The organism is Streptomyces sp. NPDC051576 (assembly GCF_040681835.1).
Lineage (GTDB): Bacteria > Actinomycetota > Actinomycetes > Streptomycetales > Streptomycetaceae > Streptomyces.
On sequence record NZ_JBFAZO010000005.1, the window covers coordinates 300,122 to 316,567 of the forward strand.

Consider the following 16,446-nt stretch of genomic DNA (forward strand, 5'->3'; position numbering starts at 1 on the left):
AGGGCTCAGCCGAACACCACGCAGGACGCCGCACTCACCTCGATCGAGCCGCCGCGCCGAGGTACGCCGGTGGCGGGGTCGACGGCGAACCAGGTCACGTCGCCGGACCGCTCGTTCGCCACGTACAGACGGCCGCCGGCCTCGGTGATCGCGCGCGGCCAGTGGCCCCCGCAGGGCACCGTCCCGACCAGGCGCAGCCCCTCCCCCTCGACGGCGAGCACGGACAGGACGTCCTCGCCCCGGGTCGCCGTCCAGACGAAACGGCCGTCCGGTGAGGCCACGATGCCCGAGGGGTAGGCGGCGTCGCCGGCCGGGGCGCCGGGCAGTACCGATGTCTCGGTCAGCGGCTTCAGTGAGCCGTTCTCGGCGTCCCAGCGGCAGACGGTGACGGTCGGAGTGAGTTCGTTGAGGACGTAGGCATGACCACCGTCCGGGTGGAAGGCCAGGTGACGGGGGCCCGAGCCGGGCCGGAGGGCGATCTCGCGGTGGAGTACGGGGCGGCCGTCGGCCAGCGTGCAGACCCGCACGGAGTCGGTGCCGAGGTCGACGCTGACGGCCCAGCTGCCACTCGGGTCGGGCTGGATCTGGTGGGCGTGCGGGCCCCGCTGGCGCAGTTCGTGCGGTCCCGAGCCGATGTGCCGCAGCTGTCCGGAGGGGCGGTCGGCCAGCGTGCCGTCCGGGCGGACCGGAACGGCGGTGACGGTGCCGGAGCCGTAGTCGGCGGTCAGGACGTGTCCCGCGAACAGGCTCAGGTACGTCGGTCCCGCACCACCGACGCCCACCGGCGCCCCGAGCAGCTCGGGCTTGTCCCCGTTGACGCGGAAGGCGGCCACCGCGCCCTCGGCCGTCTCACTGACCGAGTAGAGGGTGTCCCCGTCAGGAGCCAGGGCCAGGTACGAGGGATCGGGGACGCCGTCGACGCTGCCCAGGACGGTCAGCGCACCGCTGCCCGCATCCACCGTCGCCGCGACGACACCCGGTCCGCCCGCCGCCGTGAACGACCCGATGAAGGCCCGCCGTTCACGCCTGCCGCCGTCTGTCACCGCTGTCCCCTCTCGGTCTGCGCTGTCCGGAGTGACGGTAGCAGTCGATCACGAACGGTCTAGACCAAAGCGGCTACTTGGTCACTCTCGCCCGCGACGGCTCGGCAAGCTCCACCAGAGCCGGTTCCAAGCCATGGAGGTGGGGCAGCGCAGGGGGCCGAGCCTCAGCGAAACCCCCAACCCGCCCGACCACCTCCGCTCAAGCCCCCACAAGCCGCGACCCCGACCGCGCACGCAACGGCTCCGCAAGCTCCGCCAAGGCCCGTTCCACACCATGGAGATGAGCCAGTGCGGGTTCCGCAGGCGGTCGGGTCGCAGTGGTCGTGAGGTGCGCCCCGTCGCCCTCGGTGAGTGCCTCCACCGCTGTCTCCACGCGGCGGCAGGCGGCGGACAGGCGGGTGTCGTGGGAGGCCTCCGGGTCGGTGGTCACGGTGGTGAGGCCGCGGATCTCGTGGGCGCAGGCGTCGAGGAGGGCGAGGACTCGGTGGGCGCGGCGTTTGCGGCCGAGGGCGGGGTTCAGCGGGTGTACGAGGGGGGCTACGGACTGCCGTACCCGGGCCAGGAGTTGTTCGAGTTCGGCGACGCGTGCGGCGGGGTCGGCCGTGGTGGAGCCGGCGAGGCGGGCCGTGGCCTCGGCGGTGCAGGTGTGGACGCAGTGCAGGGCGCGTTGGATCCAGGCGTCCGTGGTGGTGTGGGTGGTCACCGGGAGCACGAGGAGGACGGCCAGTACGGCACCGAGCGCGCCGACTCCGGTCTCCGCGAACCGCAGCGCCAGCAGGCCCGGATTCAGGACGCCCAGGAGGCCGTAGAGCAGTTCGGCCATGAGGGTCACCGCGAGCATCATCCAGGTGTAGGAGACGGCGGCCGAGTAGAAGATCGTGAAGACGCAGGCCGCGACCAGAATCGCGGTGGGGACGGTCGCGCCGTGGAGCGGTACGGCGATCAGCAGGCCGAGTCCGACGCCCAGGACCGTGCCGAGGACGCGGCGGAAGCCGCGGACCACGGTCTCGCCGCGCGAGGCGGTGTTGACGAAGATCCACCAGGTGGCGCCGACGGCCCAGTACCAGCGCTGCCCGGACACCAACTGGCCCACCACGAGCGCGAATCCGGCGCCCGCGGTCGCCTGGACGGCCTGCCGTGTGGTCACCCGGGCCAGACCGCGGCCGGCCGGCGGGACGGGTACGACGGGCGGGGGCTGTCGGCGCTCGTAGCACCACAGGCCGAAACGCACCGCCGCCGCGGTGAGGACGGACAGGACCACGGCGGCGTAGAGCGCGGGCAGTTGGGCGGTGGTCGCGTGCAGGAACTGCGCCACGAAGAAGGTCATGAACGCGAACACGCCGAGGCTGTGGCCGCGTGGTCCCCAACGACGGACGTAGACGCCCGCGCCGACCACGGCGAGGAAGGTGAGGTCCCGTGCGACGGGGTGGTCGTGCAGTGCGGCCGCGGCGGTGAGCACCGGCAGGCCCGCGCAGGGCAGCAACGCGGTGGTGACGGCCTGCCCGCGCACCGTGGCGTCCGTGACCGTGAACAGGGCGAGCAGCGCGGCGAGACCGCCGGTGACGGCGCCCGCGAGGGACTGTCCGGTCAGCCCGCAGACGACGACCGCGAGACCGATGCCGAGGACGGCCCGACCGGCGAACCGCAGCCGCGTCCGCCCCGGGTCCGGAGCCACGAACACCCTCTTCAGCACTGTTTCCCGCCCCCTGCGCACACCCGCACGAAAAAGGCGCCGCGGAGGTCCGCAGCGCCATCGACCGGCCCATCACAGCATCATCGGAGCGACTGGCTCAAGTGGCTCACGAATCACTGGGCCATTGGCACAGCTAGGTGGAACAGGGCCATTGGTACAGTCGTTGCCCATGAGCGTGGACGAACTCGACACCCGCATCCTGAGGCTGCTCCTGGAGCAGCCGCGTACCAGCGTGCGCGAGTACGCACGGCTGCTCGGCGTCGCCCGGGGCACGCTCCAGGCCCGGCTCGACCGGCTGGAGCGGGACGGGGTGATCACCGGTACGGGCCCCTTCCTCTCCCCCGCCGCGCTCGGCCACCCGGTGCTCGCGTTCGTGCACATCGAGGTCACGCAGGGGCATCTCGACGAGGTGGGGGACGCGCTGGCCGCCGTGCCGGAGATCGTCGAGGCGTTCTCGATCACGGGCGGCGGGGATCTGCTCACCCGGGTCGTGGCACGGGACAACGGCCACCTGGAGGATGTGATCCAGCGGCTCATCAGCCTGCCGGGAGTGGTCCGCACCCGCACCGAGATGGCGCTGCGCGAGCGCGTGCCGCACCGGCTGCTGCCGCTGGTGGAGGCGGTCGGCCGCGCGGCCGTGAAGTGACCCTTGGCATCCTGAGCACATGAGCAATCTCGGCGGCCTCTCGGTCATCTTCGATCTCGACGGAACACTCGTGGACAGCGAGCCGAACTACTACGAAGCCACCCGGCAGACCCTCGCCGAGCACGGCGTTCCGGACTTCACCTGGGTCCAGCACGAGCGCTTCGTCGGCATCAGCACCCAGGAGACTCTTGCCCTCCTAAAGGAGCGCCACGGGCTCACGGCGCCGCTGGAGGACTTGCTCGCGGAGACGAACCGCCGCTATCTGGCGCTGGCCCGGACGGCCACGCGTGTATATCCCGAGATGCGGAAGTTCGTGGAGCTGCTGGCGGCCGAGGGTGTGCCGATGGCGGTGGCCTCGGGTTCCTCGCCGGAGGCCATCGGGGCGATCCTGGCGGGGACCGGACTCGACGCGTGGCTTCGGACCGTGGTCTCGGCGGACGAGGTGGCGCGGGGCAAGCCCGCGCCGGACGTCTTCCTGGAGGCCGCGCGCAGGCTCGGGACGGCTCCGGCCGACTGTGTGGTCCTGGAGGACGCGGCTCCGGGCGCGGCGGCGGCGCGTGCGGCCGGGATGCGCTGCATCGCGATCCCGTATGTGGCCGCGCAGGCCGACGCCCCCGAGTTCGCCGCGGCGGGGCTGCTGGTGCGGGGCGGGCAGGCGGAGTTCAGCGCGCAGGGGGCGTACGACTGGCTGGCCGGCTGACGCGACTCCCGGGCCGTAAAACCCGAATGCGCCCGCTTGGTCGGTTCTGGGACCATGCCGGAATGATCGACCGACTCGAACCGCTGGTCATCCGGCACACGCTCCGCGTCCCCACGCCCACGGGTCCCGTGGGTGAAGGCGCCACCGCCGCACGGCAGTTGGACGCCGTGCTGCTGTCCGTGGGCTTCAAGCTCTCCGCGGAGCTGCTGGAGCGGCTGTCGGGGCTGTCCGAGGAGACGGTCGTACGGATCGCCGGACGCACCCTGAGCACCGTGCGCGAGCTGGTCGGCGATCACGTCCGGCACAACGTCTACTTCATCAATTTTCCGGCCGGCGTGCCGGACACCGTGGACTTCTGGATGTCGTGCGTCGCCGATGCGCTCTGCGACGAGAAGACCCGCGCCGGAACGCTCGACCAGCTGCGGACCGGGGTGGTCAACCTGCTCAGCCTGCCGGCCTACGGCAGGTACCAGCACACGTACGCGGACATGCTCGCCGCCCAGGACGAGTTGATCGCGACCGCGGGCGACCGGATCACCGTGCTGCACGCGGGCGGTGACCTGGCCGACGAACTCACCGCCCTGTACCTGGCGTTGGCGGGCAGTGACACTCCGCTCGGCGAGGAGCACCGGCGGGACCTGCGGGCGCTCGCCGAGCGGTGCGTCGACGGGCCGCAGCCCGAGGCGATCCCGGTCCGGGAGAACCGGGCGATCGTCAACCAGGCCCGGTTGACGGCCGGTTCGGCGCCGCTGCTGGACACAGTGACCGATGTGCTGCGGCTGGCCTGCGCGTTGTCGGACGGCGATGTGACGCTGGCGGAGGCGACCCGTTTCCGGTCGCTGTCCCGTCCGGTGCGGCGGGCGCTGCTCGCCGGCCTGGACGCCGTGGTCGCCGCGTCGCCCGCGAAGCTCGCCGACGTGGCCGTACATCGCGAGGAGTGGAAGCGGCTCGGTGAGCGGCTGCACCCGCACGAGTACCCCCAATGGCCGCACGCCGCCGAGGTGTTCGCGGTCGCGCGGGGCGAGCGGAAGGCGCCGTCGTTCGAGGGCCGGGTCGAGGAACTCCTCGCGGTGAACGACGTGTTGGGCGCCGTCGAGCTGCTGAAGTCGGCGCCCGGCAAGCTGTTCCGTGCGCTGGACCGGCTGCTGCGCACCGCGCTCACGCAGGAGGAGCGGGACGCCGTGGTGGCCGCCGCCGAACAGGTCGTGCCCGAGGTGTCGGGCCGGGTGGCGCTGTCGGTGCGCGAGCATCTGCACAACCGGGCCCGGGAGACCGGGGAGTTGCGGGTGTTCGTGAACCGGCGCGGCCGTGCCTGGGTGACCGACGACGAGCGGTCGGTCGTAGGGCCGGCGGAGCGGGCGCGGCTGATCGCGGCGATCGACGACGAGACACGGCGTCGACTGCCTTGCCCGGAGCGGCTGTTGGTCGATCCGGACATGCTGGACGTGGCACTGCCGTTGAGCGGGAAGGCGACGGCGGCCGGGCTCGGGGTGCTGCCGCGCGGGTCCGTGTCGCCGGTGGAGGGCGAGTTGCTGCGCTTCTTCGTGTACTGGAAGGAGACCGAGCAGCGTACCGATTTCGACCTGTCGGCGTTGCTGCTGAACGCCGACTACTCGACGAACACCTGGTTGTCGTACACCTCGCTCACCGAGGTCGAGGGCGAGCACTCCGGTGACATCACCGAAGCGCCGGACGGGGCCTCGGAGTTCATCGACCTGCGGCTGGGCGCCGTACGCGGGGCGTTCGTCGTGCCGCAGGTCAACATCTTCGCGGGCGAGGACTTCGAGGAGGTCGAGGAGTCGTTCTTCGGGTTCATGCTGCGCGAGGGCGAGCAGCGGGGCCGGCCCTTCGAGCCGCGTACCGTGCGGTTGAAGTCGGAGCTGCGCGGTGCGGGGCGGGTCGCGCTGCCGTTGGTGTTCCTGCGCGGGGAGGACGGCCGTTGGCGGGCGAAGTGGCTGCACCTGTACCTCAAGGGCAGCCCGTCCGCGAACCGCGTGGAGGAGAACCGGGTCACGGTCGCGACCCTGCTGCGCGGCATCGTCGAGCGCGAGCAGCTCACCGTGCGCCATCTCGTCGGTCTGATGGCCGGGGAGGCGACCACGGTGACCCTGTGGGACGGCGAGACGGTCCCCGACGGTCCGGTGACCTACATCGGGCTGCGCCGCCCGGACGGGCTGCCCGAGGGTTCGCGGATCGTCACCCCGGAAAACCTGCGCGACCTGATCCCCGCCTGACTGCTACCGTCGGCCGTGGCGAGGCCATGAACGGGCTTCCTTCTCACACTTTCCTGTAACCAGTCCGTTCGCCTTCCTCGCCCTCGACGTTCCGTGAGGGGTGCCCCAGGGCGCCCCTCACGGCGTTTCCCCACCTAAACCCCGCTTTCCCTACTTGTGGGACAATCCTCTATGCGTGGATGAAAGGTCACCGAAAGGCCACCGCAGTGAGCAGAGCGAAGGACGGGACCGGCTACGACAGCCTGCGGCTCGACCGCTCAGGTCAGGCCGAGGCCTTCGATGCCATCGGGGACCGGTACGACGAGGCCTTCCCGCACAAGGAGGGCCAGGTCGCCGCCGGTGACTGGCTGGTCGAGTCCCTCGATCCGCGCTCGCGTGTGCTGGACCTCGGCTGCGGCACGGGTGTGCCGACCGCCCGGCAGCTCGCGGACGCCGGTTTCGAGGTCGTGGGCGTGGATCTGTCGGGGCGGATGGTGGAGCTGGCCCGGGAGTACGTGCCCGCCGCCACGTTCCATCAGCTCGATCTCGCCGACCTGCGCCCGGGCGGTCCCCGTGACCTGGGCCGCTTCGACGGTGTCGCCGCGTTCTTCTCCCTGCTGATGCTGCCGCGCCCGGAGATCCCCCTCGCGCTGCGCACGATCCACCACCTCCTGACTCCGGGCGGCCTGTTCGCCCTGTCGATGGTGGAGGCCCATGTGGACGACTTCGAGATCCCCTTCCTCGGCAACACGATCCGGGTCTCCGGCTATCTCCTCGACGACCTGCGCAGGATCCTGGACTCCGCGGGCTTCGAGATCGTCAAGGAGACCTCGTACACCTACGCCCCGGCGGTCGCCGACGTCCCGCCCGAGGAACAGGTCTTCCTCTGCTGCAGACGGCGCGACTGAGGCCGTAGCACCGACACCGCGGCCTCGGGCCGCACCAGTGGACGGGACGAAGCGTGACGGAGCAGCACAGCCCCCGTGACGGCCCCGCCGGAACCGCCCGGCGAGGCACCTCGTCGAGCGGGCCGGTGCCCCTCACCCGGCCGGCGTCCGTGTCGCAGACCGACCGGCTCCAGTACCTGGACGTGGCCACCCGGCGGATCGCCCGCGGGATGGACCTGGACGAGACACTGCGGGAACTGCGGTGGGCGGCGGTGCCCGCCTTCGCCGACGCGATCGTCATCCACCTGCACGACCCGCTGCCCGTAGGGGACGAGAAGTCGGCCGCACCCGTCGTGCTGCAGTTGCACAGCATCGACCGGGCGCCGGAGGCGAGGTCGGCGTTGCTGATGCCGCACGCCGAGTACGCGGACGTGACCGAGCGGGTGCAGCCAATGGTCACCGGCCGGCTCTCGCGGCTGCTGCTGAGCGGGCAGCCGGCCTTCGGCGACGCGTCGGGCATCGGCCCCGCGGTTACCGAGCTGCTCGGTCCCGCGGCGAGCGCGCCGGGGACGCTGCCGCCGGGCCGCCGGCTGATCATCGCACCGCTGCACGGCCGCCACCACGTCATGGGCACCGTCGTCCTGCTGCGCCGCCCCGACCGGTCCGCGTTCACCGGTGACGACCTGCTCGTCGCCTCCCAGCTCGCCACCCACACTGCGATCGGCGTCCAGAAAGCGGTGATGTACGGCCACGAGGCCTCCGTCGCGGACACGCTCCAGCACACCATGCTCCCCTCGTCGCTGCCCGAGCCGACCGGCGTGCAACTGGCCAGCCGCTATCTGCCCGCCTCCAAGACGGCGCAGGTCGGCGGCGACTGGTACGACGCGATACCGCTGTCGGGAAACCGGGTCGCGCTGATCGTCGGCGACGTCATGGGCCACTCCATGACCTCGGCCGCGATCATGGGCCAGCTCCGCACCATCGTGCAGACCCTCGCCGGTCTCGACCTGCCCCCGCACGAGGTGCTGCACCACCTCGACGAACAGGCCCAGCGGCTCGGCAGTGACCACATCGCGACCTGCCTGTACGCGATCTACGACCCCATCTCGCACCGCCTCCTCATGGCCAACGCCGGCCACCCGCCCGCGGTGCTGGTGCGCCCGAACGGTCACGCGGAGGTCCTGCGGGTGCCGCCGGGTGCCCCGATCGGGGTCGGCGGAGTCGTCTTCGAGTCCGTGGAGATGCCTGCGCCCACCGGCACCACCCTGGTGCTGTACACCGACGGCCTGGTCGAGTCCCGCGACACGGACGTGGGGACGGGCGTGGAGGCCCTGCGCACCCATCTCCAGTCCACCCCGCACCGACAGCGCCTCTCGTCGCTGGAGCGGCTGTGCGACCGGATCCTCGCCGCGCTGGCGCCGGGGCCCCGCGACGACGACATCGCCCTGCTCACCGCCCGCTTCGAGGGCTTCCCCCCGGACAGCGTCGGCTACTGGCACCTCGCCCCCCACCCGCTCACCGCGGGCCAGGCCCGCCGACTCACCCGCAGGGTGCTGCGCCGCTGGGGCCTGGACGACCTGCTCGACACCACGGAACTCATGGTCAGCGAGGTCGTCACGAACGCCGTGCGGTACGCCTCACGTCCGATCTCCCTACGGCTGCTGCGCACCGACGTGCTGCGCTGCGAGGTGACCGACGACTCGCCCCAGGTACCCCGGATGCGGGAGGCGGCGCCGAGCGACGAGGACGGACGCGGGCTGTTCCTGGTCGACCGGCTCGCCCTGCGCTGGGGTGCGACGCGGCTGAGCACCGGCAAGGTCGTCTGGTTCGAGCAGCGGATCCCGAAGGCACGGGCCGAGCACAGCGGGACGTGACTCCGCTCCGTGCTTTTTCACATCGGACCAGCCGCACCGGTGCCGCCCTTGAGGCGTTCCAGGTCGGAGGGGCGCACCTGGATCACGACCACCGCGATCAGCGCGGCGACCACCGTGAAGATCGCGGCCATGACGAAGGCGGCCGACGCGCCGGCGGTGAGGACGTGGTCGCCCCAGGTGCCCGGGAGCTGCCCGGTGCGCTGGAAGCGGATGCGTTCGGCCGGGGTGGCCTGGGCCAGGAAGGCGGGGATCTGGTCCTTGGCCTCGTTCCTGCTGGCGGTGCCGAACATGGTGACCAGGATGGACAGTCCGAGCGAACCGCCCACCTGCTGCATGGCGTTGAGGAGTCCGGAGGCCGCGCCGGTCTCCTGGACGGGGACGTCGGAGAGCGCCATCAGGGTCAGCGAGACGAACTCCATGCCCATGCCGAGGCTGAACACCAGCATCGGGCCGAGCACGCTGCCCAGGTAGGTGGAGTCGACGTCCGTGAGCGTCAGCCAGGACAGGCCCGCCGCCGCGAGGATCGCGCCCACCACCATGAACGGCTTGGGCCCGTAGGTCGGCAGGAACCGTGAGGCCAGACCGGCGCCGACCGCGATGACCGCGCTGACGGGCAGGAAGGCGAAGCCGGCCTCCAGCGGGCTGAAGCCCAGCACATCCTGCACGAAGAGCGTGAGGAAGAAGAACATGCCGAAGATCGCGGCGGCGAGACAGAGCATGATGCCGTAGGTCCCGGCCCGGTTCCGGTCGCGGAACATGTGCAGCGGGGTGATCGGCTGCCGGGAGCGCCGCTCGACCAGCACGAACAGGGCGAGGACGATGACGGCCGCGCCGAACGAGGCCAGGGTGAGCCAGTCCCGCCAGCCCTCCTGCGCGGCCCGGATGAAGCCGTACACCAGCAGCACCATGCCCACGGTCGAGGTGAGCGCTCCGGTGATGTCGAAGTGGCCCGCATGGCGTTCGGACTCGCGGATCCAGCGCGGGGTGGCGAGGACGATGAGCAGTCCGATGGGCACGTTGACGAAGAGCACCCACCGCCAGTTGAGCCATTCGACGAGGATCCCGCCCATCAGCAGACCGATCGCCCCTCCACCGGCCGAGACACCGGCGAACACCCCGAACGCCCGGTTGCGTTCCGGGCCTTCGCGGAACGTCGTGCTGATCAGGGCGAGCGAGGTCGGGGAGGCGATGGCACCGCCGACGCCCTGGAGGGCGCGTGCGGCGAGGAGTTCACCGGAGTTCTGGGAGAGCCCGCCGAGCAGCGAGGCCAGCACGAAGAGCAGCACGCCGAACACGAACACCCGCCGCCGGCCCAGGATGTCGCCGGCCCGTCCGCCGAGCAGCAGCAGACCGCCGAAGGTGAGGGTGTAGGCGTTGACGACCCAGGCCAGGCTGGTGGTGGAGAAGCCCAGCGAGCTCTGGATGTGTGGGAGCGCGATGTTCACGATGGTGATGTCGAGGACCACCATCAACTGGCAGGACGCGATGACCAGCAGCGCCATGGTGCTTCCGCCACCGCCCGTCTCCCGGGTGGTGGTCTGCTCCGCGGAGGTCTGCTGGGGGCTGCTGCTCATGTCGGGTCGCACTCACGAGACGTCGGCGGACGGAGGCGTCCACCGGATGCTCACCGTTCGACCGTACGCCCGGCCCATGGTCCTCACCACTCGATCATCACGGGCCCGCGCGCTAGGTTCACACATGACAGGACATGGGGAGAAACCTTTGGTGACCAAGGTCGTCGTCGACGGACGGACGCTGTCCTACGGCGATGTCGTCGCCGTCGCCCACCAGGGTGCCCAAGTCGCCCTGGGCGACGGGGTGTTGTCGCGCCTCGCGGACGAACGGGCCGTCGTGGACGACGTCGTCGACCGGCAGGTGCCGACGTACGGTCTGACGACGGGGCTCGGCGCCCGCTCCCCGTACGCGCTTCCCCGTGCGGAACTCGACGCGTTCAGCGTCCGCACGGTGCGGGGGCGGGCGAACGCGGTCGGCGATCCGCTGCCGATTCCGGTCGTACGGGCGGCCCTGCTCGCCCGGGTCAACGGCCTCGCGGGCGGTGGCAGCGGGGTGTCGCCGCGGATCCCGCGACTTCTGGTGGCCCTGCTCAACGCGCGGGTGCATCCGGTGATCCCCGAGGTGGGGTCCATCGGCGCCTCCGACCTGTGCCAGATGGCGCATGCCGGTCTGGTCGTCATCGGCGAGGGGAGCGCCGAGTACGGCGGTGAGGTGCTCGACGGCGCCACCGCTCTGCGCCGGGCCGGTCTGACCCCGGCCCGGCTCGGTCCCAAGGACGGCCATGTGCTGTGCAGCGCAAGCCCGTTGGCGGCCGGCGTCGGCGCGCTCGCCCTGCACGAGGCGGGCGCGGTCCTCGCCCTGGCGCAGGCGGTCACGGCACTGACCTACGAGGGCTTCCGGGCCAACACCAGCCCGCTCGACCCGCGAGTGCTGGCCTTGCGCCCGGCCCCCGGACAGTCCCGCGCGGCGGCCGAACTGCTCGCCCTGCTGGACGGCGGTGACCTGGGCGATCCCAGTAACGCCCGCCGGGTCCAGGACCCGGTCAGCCTGCGCTGTGCCGCCCAGGTGCACGGTGCGGGGTACGCGGCCCTCGACTTCGCGGACGGCGCGCTGCGTCCCGAGCTGAACGGCTGCGGCGACAACCCTGTGGTGCTGCCGGGCACCGGCGAGATCCTGTCCTCCGGCAACTTCCATACCTCCGGCCTGGCCCTCGCCTACGACACCCTCGCGCTGGCCCTGACGCAGACGGCCGCGATCTCCGCCGAACGCATGCGCAGACTCCTCGCCCCGGCCGTCAGCGGGCTGCCCGCGAACCTCTCCCCGTACGGCCCGGAGCGCTCCGGCTTCGCGCCGCTGGTCAAGACCGCGCAGGCGCTGGTCGCCGAGGTCCGCATGCTGTCCACGCCGGTGTGCACCGACCCCCGGCAGGGCGCGGACTCCGTCGAGGACGACTCGACCAACGCGGCGCTCGGCGCACGCCGGTTGACCACGATGCTCGGGCGGCTGCGCCAACTCCTCGCCGTGGAGGCGGTGGTGGCCGCGCAGGCGGTGGATCTGGCGGCACCGGCCGCGCTGGGGCGGGGGCCGGAGTACCTGCACCGCGCGATCCGGAAGGCCGTGCCCAGGCTCGACGACGACCGGCCCCACGGCGTGGACGTGGAGACGATCAGCCGCGACATCCTGGGATCCGACGACGTCCGCAGCACCCTGAACGCCTTGGCGGGAGACACGACATGACCAACGTCGACGTACACCAGCATCTGTGGACCCCGTCGCTGGTGGCGGCTCTGCGCGCCCGCCGCGAACCGCCGTTCCTGGACGGCTGGACGCTGTTCCTGGACGGTGAGCCGCCCTTCGGGATACGGCCCGCCGACCACGACATCGCCCTGCGCGCGGACCTCGCCGCCGCCGACGGCCTGGGCCGGGCCCTCGTCTCGCTGTCCGCGCCGATCGGTGTGGAGTGGCTGCCCGCGGCCGAGGCCCGGCCCCTGCTCGACGCGTATCACGACGGCGCGGCGGCGCTGCCCGAGCCGTTCGGGGCCTGGGCTGCGGCCTGCGTACGGGACATCGACGCCGCCACCACCGCCAAGGACCTCGACCGCGGCTTCGCCGGACTCCAACTGCCCGCCAACTCCCTTGCCGACGCGACCGGTTATGCCCACTGCGCCCCGCTCCTCGATCTGCTCGAAGAACGCGATCTGCCGCTCTTCGTCCACCCGGGGCCCGCGGTGGGCTCCTCGGCGGACCCTGGCTGGTGGCCCGCGATGGTGCCGTACGTCCAGCAGATGCACGCCGCCTGGTACGCCTTCCGCGCCTTCGGCCGCCCGCGCCACCCGCATCTGCGGGTGTGCTTCGCGCTGCTCGCCGGCCTCGCCCCGCTGCACGGGGAGCGACTGGCCGCCCGGGGCGGCGGACCGGGCGAGGCCGATCTGGGTGTCTTCGTCGAGACCTCGTCGTACGGACCGACCGCCGTCGAGGCCATCGTGCGGGCCCTCGGCGTGAACGCGGTGGTCCAGGGCTCGGACCGGCCGTACGCGGAGCCGCCGAGCCACCCCGGCCACGGGCTGGGCGGAGCCGCCGCGTATGCCTTCCGCATCGCCAATCCCCGGCGGTTGCTGACCGGCAAGGGGTGACGGTACGTCAGTTGGCCGCGTTCATCAGGTCGAGCGCGCTCTGCTGCCGGGCCGCGTCAGTGGAGTCCACCGGGCCGGCCCAGTGCAGCCCGTACGCATCAAGGGAGTTGCGGTCGCTCGCATAGGCGGTGTCTGCCTGTCGTTTGATGTAGGTGGTGTAAGGACGGTCGGACAGACGGGAGTTGAAGGCACTCAGCCCCCGGATGTACGCACCCTTGAACGACGTGGCGTCACCGTCGCAGCCACTCGTCTCGCACGGCTCCCGGAGGATTCCGCCGGAGTTGAGCGCCGTTGACGTGGTCGAGGCGTCGCCGATCTGGCGGCCGGTGGTGAGGAGGGCGGAGTCACCGGTCGCCCGGTACAGCTCCGACAGGCCGCCGAGCAGCACGCCCTGGTTGTACGACCAGGTGGTGTCGCCGTTGTTGCCACAAGTGGCAAGGTCGATACCGTCGTTCACCAGATGGGAACCGTTGATCATCCCGGTGCCCTTGAACCACGACCACTCGGCATTGGCCCGGCCGAGGTAGGCCGTGTCGCCCGCGATGCGGTTGTGCAGGGCCGCGTTCAGCTCCAGGTAGAGGGAGTTGGCGATCGCGTTCTTGTAGGTCCTGGCGGTGCTCCACCACACGCCGCCACCGCAGGTCGAGTCCCAGTACCGGGCCATGTAATCGGCGTCCGCGCGGGCGGTGTTGAGGTAGCGGCTGTCTCCGGTGAGGTCGTAGGCGTCGACCCAGGCCAGGCCCCACCAGCCGGTGTCGTCGATGTAGTCGTTGGTGAAGTTGCCGCCCTGGGCCGAGAGGTTGCGGTCGTAGGTGGTGGCGATGGCGTACTTGTAGCTGCCCATTCCGGTAACGCGGATGTTGTCGACGAGGGCGGTCAGGGCGTTGGCGGAGTTCCACCAACCGGTGGTGTCGAAGAGGCCGGTGCCCAGGTTGTACGACTGCATCAGCGCGGTGGCCGCGGCGGTCGGGCGGCTGCCCGCGTTCCACGTCGTCCTGGCCCACGACGTACAGGCGATCTCGGCCCGGTCACCGGCCTTGCCGCACGCGCGCAGGGCGCCGACGCCGAGGGCGTTCCAGTCGTCGACGTTGTACATCAGAGTGCGCCAACCTCCTTGCCCCGCGGGGATGGTGGTGTCGCCGAGCCTGCTGCCGGAGCTCCAGGTGCGGCCGCCGTCGAAGGAGCGGTCGAGCCAGACCTCGTCACCGGGGCTGCCGCCCGTGACCGAGGCCCAGCCCATCGCGTCGGAGTCGTCGAAGTGCAGGGCGATCGTGCGGGAGTAGATGGTCGCCGAGACCGGTTGGCGGTCCCCCGGGGACAGGGCCGGATCGCGGGCGTCGCAGTACTTGTTGCAGACCGTGGCCAGAGGGGCGGCGTTCGCGACGTCTCCGGCGACCGGCACGGACAGGGCCAGGGCGGCGATCAGGCCGGTCCCGACTCGCCTGATACGCCGTGCTGTTGGGTTCATACCGGCTCCGTGGGTGAGGGGATGCGGACGGTCAGCCCAGGCGCCACTGCTGATTGGCACCGCCGTTGCAGGACCAGAGCTCCAGCGCCACGCCGTTGACGTTGCCGGCCGCCTGGTCACCGCCGGTGACGTCGAGGCAGCGGCCCGACTGGGTGCCGGTGATGGTGCCGTCGGGGTTGAGGCTCCACTTCTGGTTGGCGCCGCCGCTACAGGTGTAGAGCTCCACCTTGGTGCCGTTGGCGGTCTGGTTGTCGTAGGCGTCCAGGCACTGGGTGCCGCCGTAGAGCCGGAGTTCACCCGCCGCCGTGATGGTCACGGCCTGGTTGGCGCCGCCGCCGCAGTCCCAGATCTCGATCTTGGTGCCGGGGGTGGTCTGGTTGTCGTAGGCGTCGAGGCAGCGGTTGGAGGAGGCGCCGATGAGCGGGTGGGTGGTGCCGACGCTGGTGCCGCTGCCGGCGGAGACCCGGTACATCACGGAGCCGTGGCCGGGGACGCTCGCCGAGATGGCGCCGGTGGTGCTGCTGATCACGTGCGACCAGAGGTTGTTGAGCCGGTACGAGGACGCCGAGGGGAGGCCGGCCGCCGTCGCGGAGGTGGTGATGGTGGCTGCGGAGGAGTTCTCGTTGAAGAGGACCACCGACACGTCGCCGTTGGCGAGGGGCTTGGAAAGGACGTGCAGACCACCCGAGTTGGAGATCTCGGTGCCCTGCTTGCCCAGGGAGTCCTGGTCCACGGCGATGACGTCCTTGTTGCCGTAGAGGGAGAGGGTGGCGGCCGAGGCCTTGCGCAGGTCGGTGCCGGCGATCAGGGGTGCGGCCATCTCCGACCAGAGGCTGAAGTGGGAGCGGTCCTCGGTGAAGGACATGCCGTTGCCGACTTCGAGCATGTCGGGGTCGTTCCAGGCGCCCGGCTTGGCGTACGGGGCGAGTTTGACGTTGGCCTTGTAGATCGACACCACGGTGGAGAAGTTGACGTTGATGTCGTCGGTGGTGCGCCAGCTGTTGCCGACGCCCGCGCCCCAGGTCCACACGTCGGCGAGGCCCCAGTTGCAGAGGCTGTAGACGATCGGGCGGCCGGTGTTGGCGAGGGCGTCGCGCATCGCGGTGTAGCGCTGCTGGTCGGGCACGTTCTGGTGGTTGCAGTTGTCGTACTTGAGGTAGTCGACACCCCAGGCTGCGAAGCTGTTGGCGTCCGTCTGCTCATGGCCCAGGCTGCCGGGGTAGCCCGCGCAGGTGGCGGTGCCGGCGCTCTCGTAGATGCCGAGCTTGAGGCCCTTGGCGTGCACGTAGGCGGCGGTGCCGCTGATGCCGTCGGGGAACTTGACCGGGTCCGGGACCAGTTGGCCCGCCGAGTTGCGGGCCGAGGTCATCCAGCAGTCGTCGATGTTGACGTACTGGTAACCGGCGTCCTTGAGACCGGAGGAAACCAGGTAGTCGGCGGTCTGCTCGACGAGTTGCTCCGTGACGTTGCAGCCGAAGGCGTTCCAGTCGTTCCAGCCCATCGGAGGTGTCTTGGCCAGGCCGTTGTCGAGGGCCTGCGCCGGCGGTGCGGCGCGCAGCACCAGCAGGGCCGGGACGAGGGCCAGCAGCAGCACCATCGAAAGGGCTGCGCTCAGACGTCTCTTGAAGGGGGACGGGACGGTCATGTCGAGGTCTCCTGCTTCGCCGTGTGGGGCCGGACGACTCACCATTGGAAACGTATCCATCGAGAAGAGTCCACCAGCCGAGCGCCGCCGTCAATGGTCCGGACCATGACGTCGTGGAGTGAACTACCG

12 protein-coding genes are annotated in these 16,446 nt (G+C 71.2%); 7 read left to right on the top strand and 5 right to left on the bottom strand.

The genetic code is table 11. The features are described from left to right. Positions 1–5: 5 nt before the first annotated feature. Positions 6–1,043, bottom strand: coding sequence for a lactonase family protein (locus AB0M63_RS18725; protein WP_366020136.1), 1,038 nt, complete (start codon positions 1,041–1,043; stop codon positions 6–8). Between the two features lie 199 nt (positions 1,044–1,242). Then, positions 1,243–2,736: an FUSC family protein gene (locus tag AB0M63_RS18730; RefSeq protein WP_366020137.1), complete on the bottom strand. Its 1,494-nt coding sequence runs from the start codon at positions 2,734–2,736 to the stop codon at positions 1,243–1,245. A 169-nt stretch (positions 2,737–2,905) separates the two neighbouring features. Here AB0M63_RS18730 and AB0M63_RS18735 point away from each other — a divergent pair, with 169 nt between their 5' ends. From AB0M63_RS18735 to AB0M63_RS18755, 5 genes are all read left to right on the top strand, one after another. Continuing rightward, a complete protein-coding gene (locus AB0M63_RS18735) occupies positions 2,906–3,382 on the top strand; it encodes an Lrp/AsnC family transcriptional regulator (RefSeq protein ID WP_366020138.1) in 477 nt (158 codons plus the stop codon). A 19-nt stretch (positions 3,383–3,401) separates the two neighbouring features. Continuing rightward, positions 3,402–4,082 carry an HAD family phosphatase gene (locus AB0M63_RS18740; RefSeq protein WP_366020139.1) on the top strand — a complete coding sequence of 227 codons (681 nt, stop codon included), beginning with the start codon at positions 3,402–3,404 and terminating at the stop codon, positions 4,080–4,082. Positions 4,083–4,144: 62 nt separating this feature from the next. After that, complete coding sequence (locus tag AB0M63_RS18745; RefSeq protein WP_366020140.1) at positions 4,145–6,316, top strand: hypothetical protein; 2,172 nt, start codon at positions 4,145–4,147, stop codon at positions 6,314–6,316. A gap of 206 nt (positions 6,317–6,522) precedes the next feature. Further along, entirely contained in the window at positions 6,523–7,203 is a 681-nt protein-coding gene (locus AB0M63_RS18750) for a methyltransferase domain-containing protein (RefSeq protein ID WP_355901787.1), read from the top strand. A gap of 209 nt (positions 7,204–7,412) precedes the next feature. Beyond that, on the top strand, positions 7,413–9,056 hold the full coding sequence (locus tag AB0M63_RS18755; protein ID WP_355901858.1) for a SpoIIE family protein phosphatase: 1,644 nt from the start codon (positions 7,413–7,415) through the stop codon (positions 9,054–9,056). A 17-nt stretch (positions 9,057–9,073) separates the two neighbouring features. Here the strand turns inward: AB0M63_RS18755 and AB0M63_RS18760 are convergent, their stop codons facing one another. Continuing rightward, entirely contained in the window at positions 9,074–10,558 is a 1,485-nt protein-coding gene (locus tag AB0M63_RS18760) for an MFS transporter (RefSeq protein WP_355901860.1), read from the bottom strand. Between the two features lie 223 nt (positions 10,559–10,781). Here AB0M63_RS18760 and AB0M63_RS18765 point away from each other — a divergent pair, with 223 nt between their 5' ends. Together AB0M63_RS18765 and AB0M63_RS18770 are read left to right on the top strand one after the other, a co-directional pair. Beyond that, positions 10,782–12,308 carry an aromatic amino acid ammonia-lyase gene (locus tag AB0M63_RS18765; RefSeq protein WP_355901789.1) on the top strand — a complete coding sequence of 509 codons (1,527 nt, stop codon included), beginning with the start codon at positions 10,782–10,784 and terminating at the stop codon, positions 12,306–12,308. Continuing rightward, positions 12,305–13,204, top strand: a complete 900-nt coding sequence (locus tag AB0M63_RS18770; RefSeq protein ID WP_355901790.1) for an amidohydrolase — start codon at positions 12,305–12,307, stop codon at positions 13,202–13,204. The genes AB0M63_RS18765 and AB0M63_RS18770 overlap by 4 nt, the downstream gene beginning before the upstream one ends. A 7-nt stretch (positions 13,205–13,211) precedes the next feature. Here AB0M63_RS18770 and AB0M63_RS18775 read toward each other — a convergent pair whose 3' ends face one another. Both AB0M63_RS18775 and AB0M63_RS18780 read right to left on the bottom strand, forming a co-directional pair. Next, a complete protein-coding gene (locus AB0M63_RS18775) occupies positions 13,212–14,672 on the bottom strand; it encodes a glycoside hydrolase family 76 protein (RefSeq protein WP_355901792.1) in 1,461 nt (486 codons plus the stop codon). 31 nt (positions 14,673–14,703) lie between these two features. Then, complete coding sequence (locus AB0M63_RS18780; RefSeq protein WP_355901794.1) at positions 14,704–16,317, bottom strand: alpha-galactosidase; 1,614 nt, start codon at positions 16,315–16,317, stop codon at positions 14,704–14,706. Positions 16,318–16,446: the final 129 nt, after the last annotated feature.

Coding starts and splice junctions, on each gene's coding strand:
- AB0M63_RS18780 (WP_355901794.1), bottom strand. CDS start 16,317: ATGACCGTCCCGTCCCCCTTCAAGAGACGTCTGAGCGCAGCCCTTTCG.
- AB0M63_RS18745 (WP_366020140.1), top strand. CDS start 4,145: ATGATCGACCGACTCGAACCGCTGGTCATCCGGCACACGCTCCGCGTC.
- AB0M63_RS18770 (WP_355901790.1), top strand. CDS start 12,305: ATGACCAACGTCGACGTACACCAGCATCTGTGGACCCCGTCGCTGGTG.
- AB0M63_RS18735 (WP_366020138.1), top strand. CDS start 2,906: ATGAGCGTGGACGAACTCGACACCCGCATCCTGAGGCTGCTCCTGGAG.
- AB0M63_RS18760 (WP_355901860.1), bottom strand. CDS start 10,558: ATGGCGCTGCTGGTCATCGCGTCCTGCCAGTTGATGGTGGTCCTCGAC.
- AB0M63_RS18755 (WP_355901858.1), top strand. CDS start 7,413: ATGGACCTGGACGAGACACTGCGGGAACTGCGGTGGGCGGCGGTGCCC.
- AB0M63_RS18740 (WP_366020139.1), top strand. CDS start 3,402: ATGAGCAATCTCGGCGGCCTCTCGGTCATCTTCGATCTCGACGGAACA.
- AB0M63_RS18775 (WP_355901792.1), bottom strand. CDS start 14,672: ATGAACCCAACAGCACGGCGTATCAGGCGAGTCGGGACCGGCCTGATC.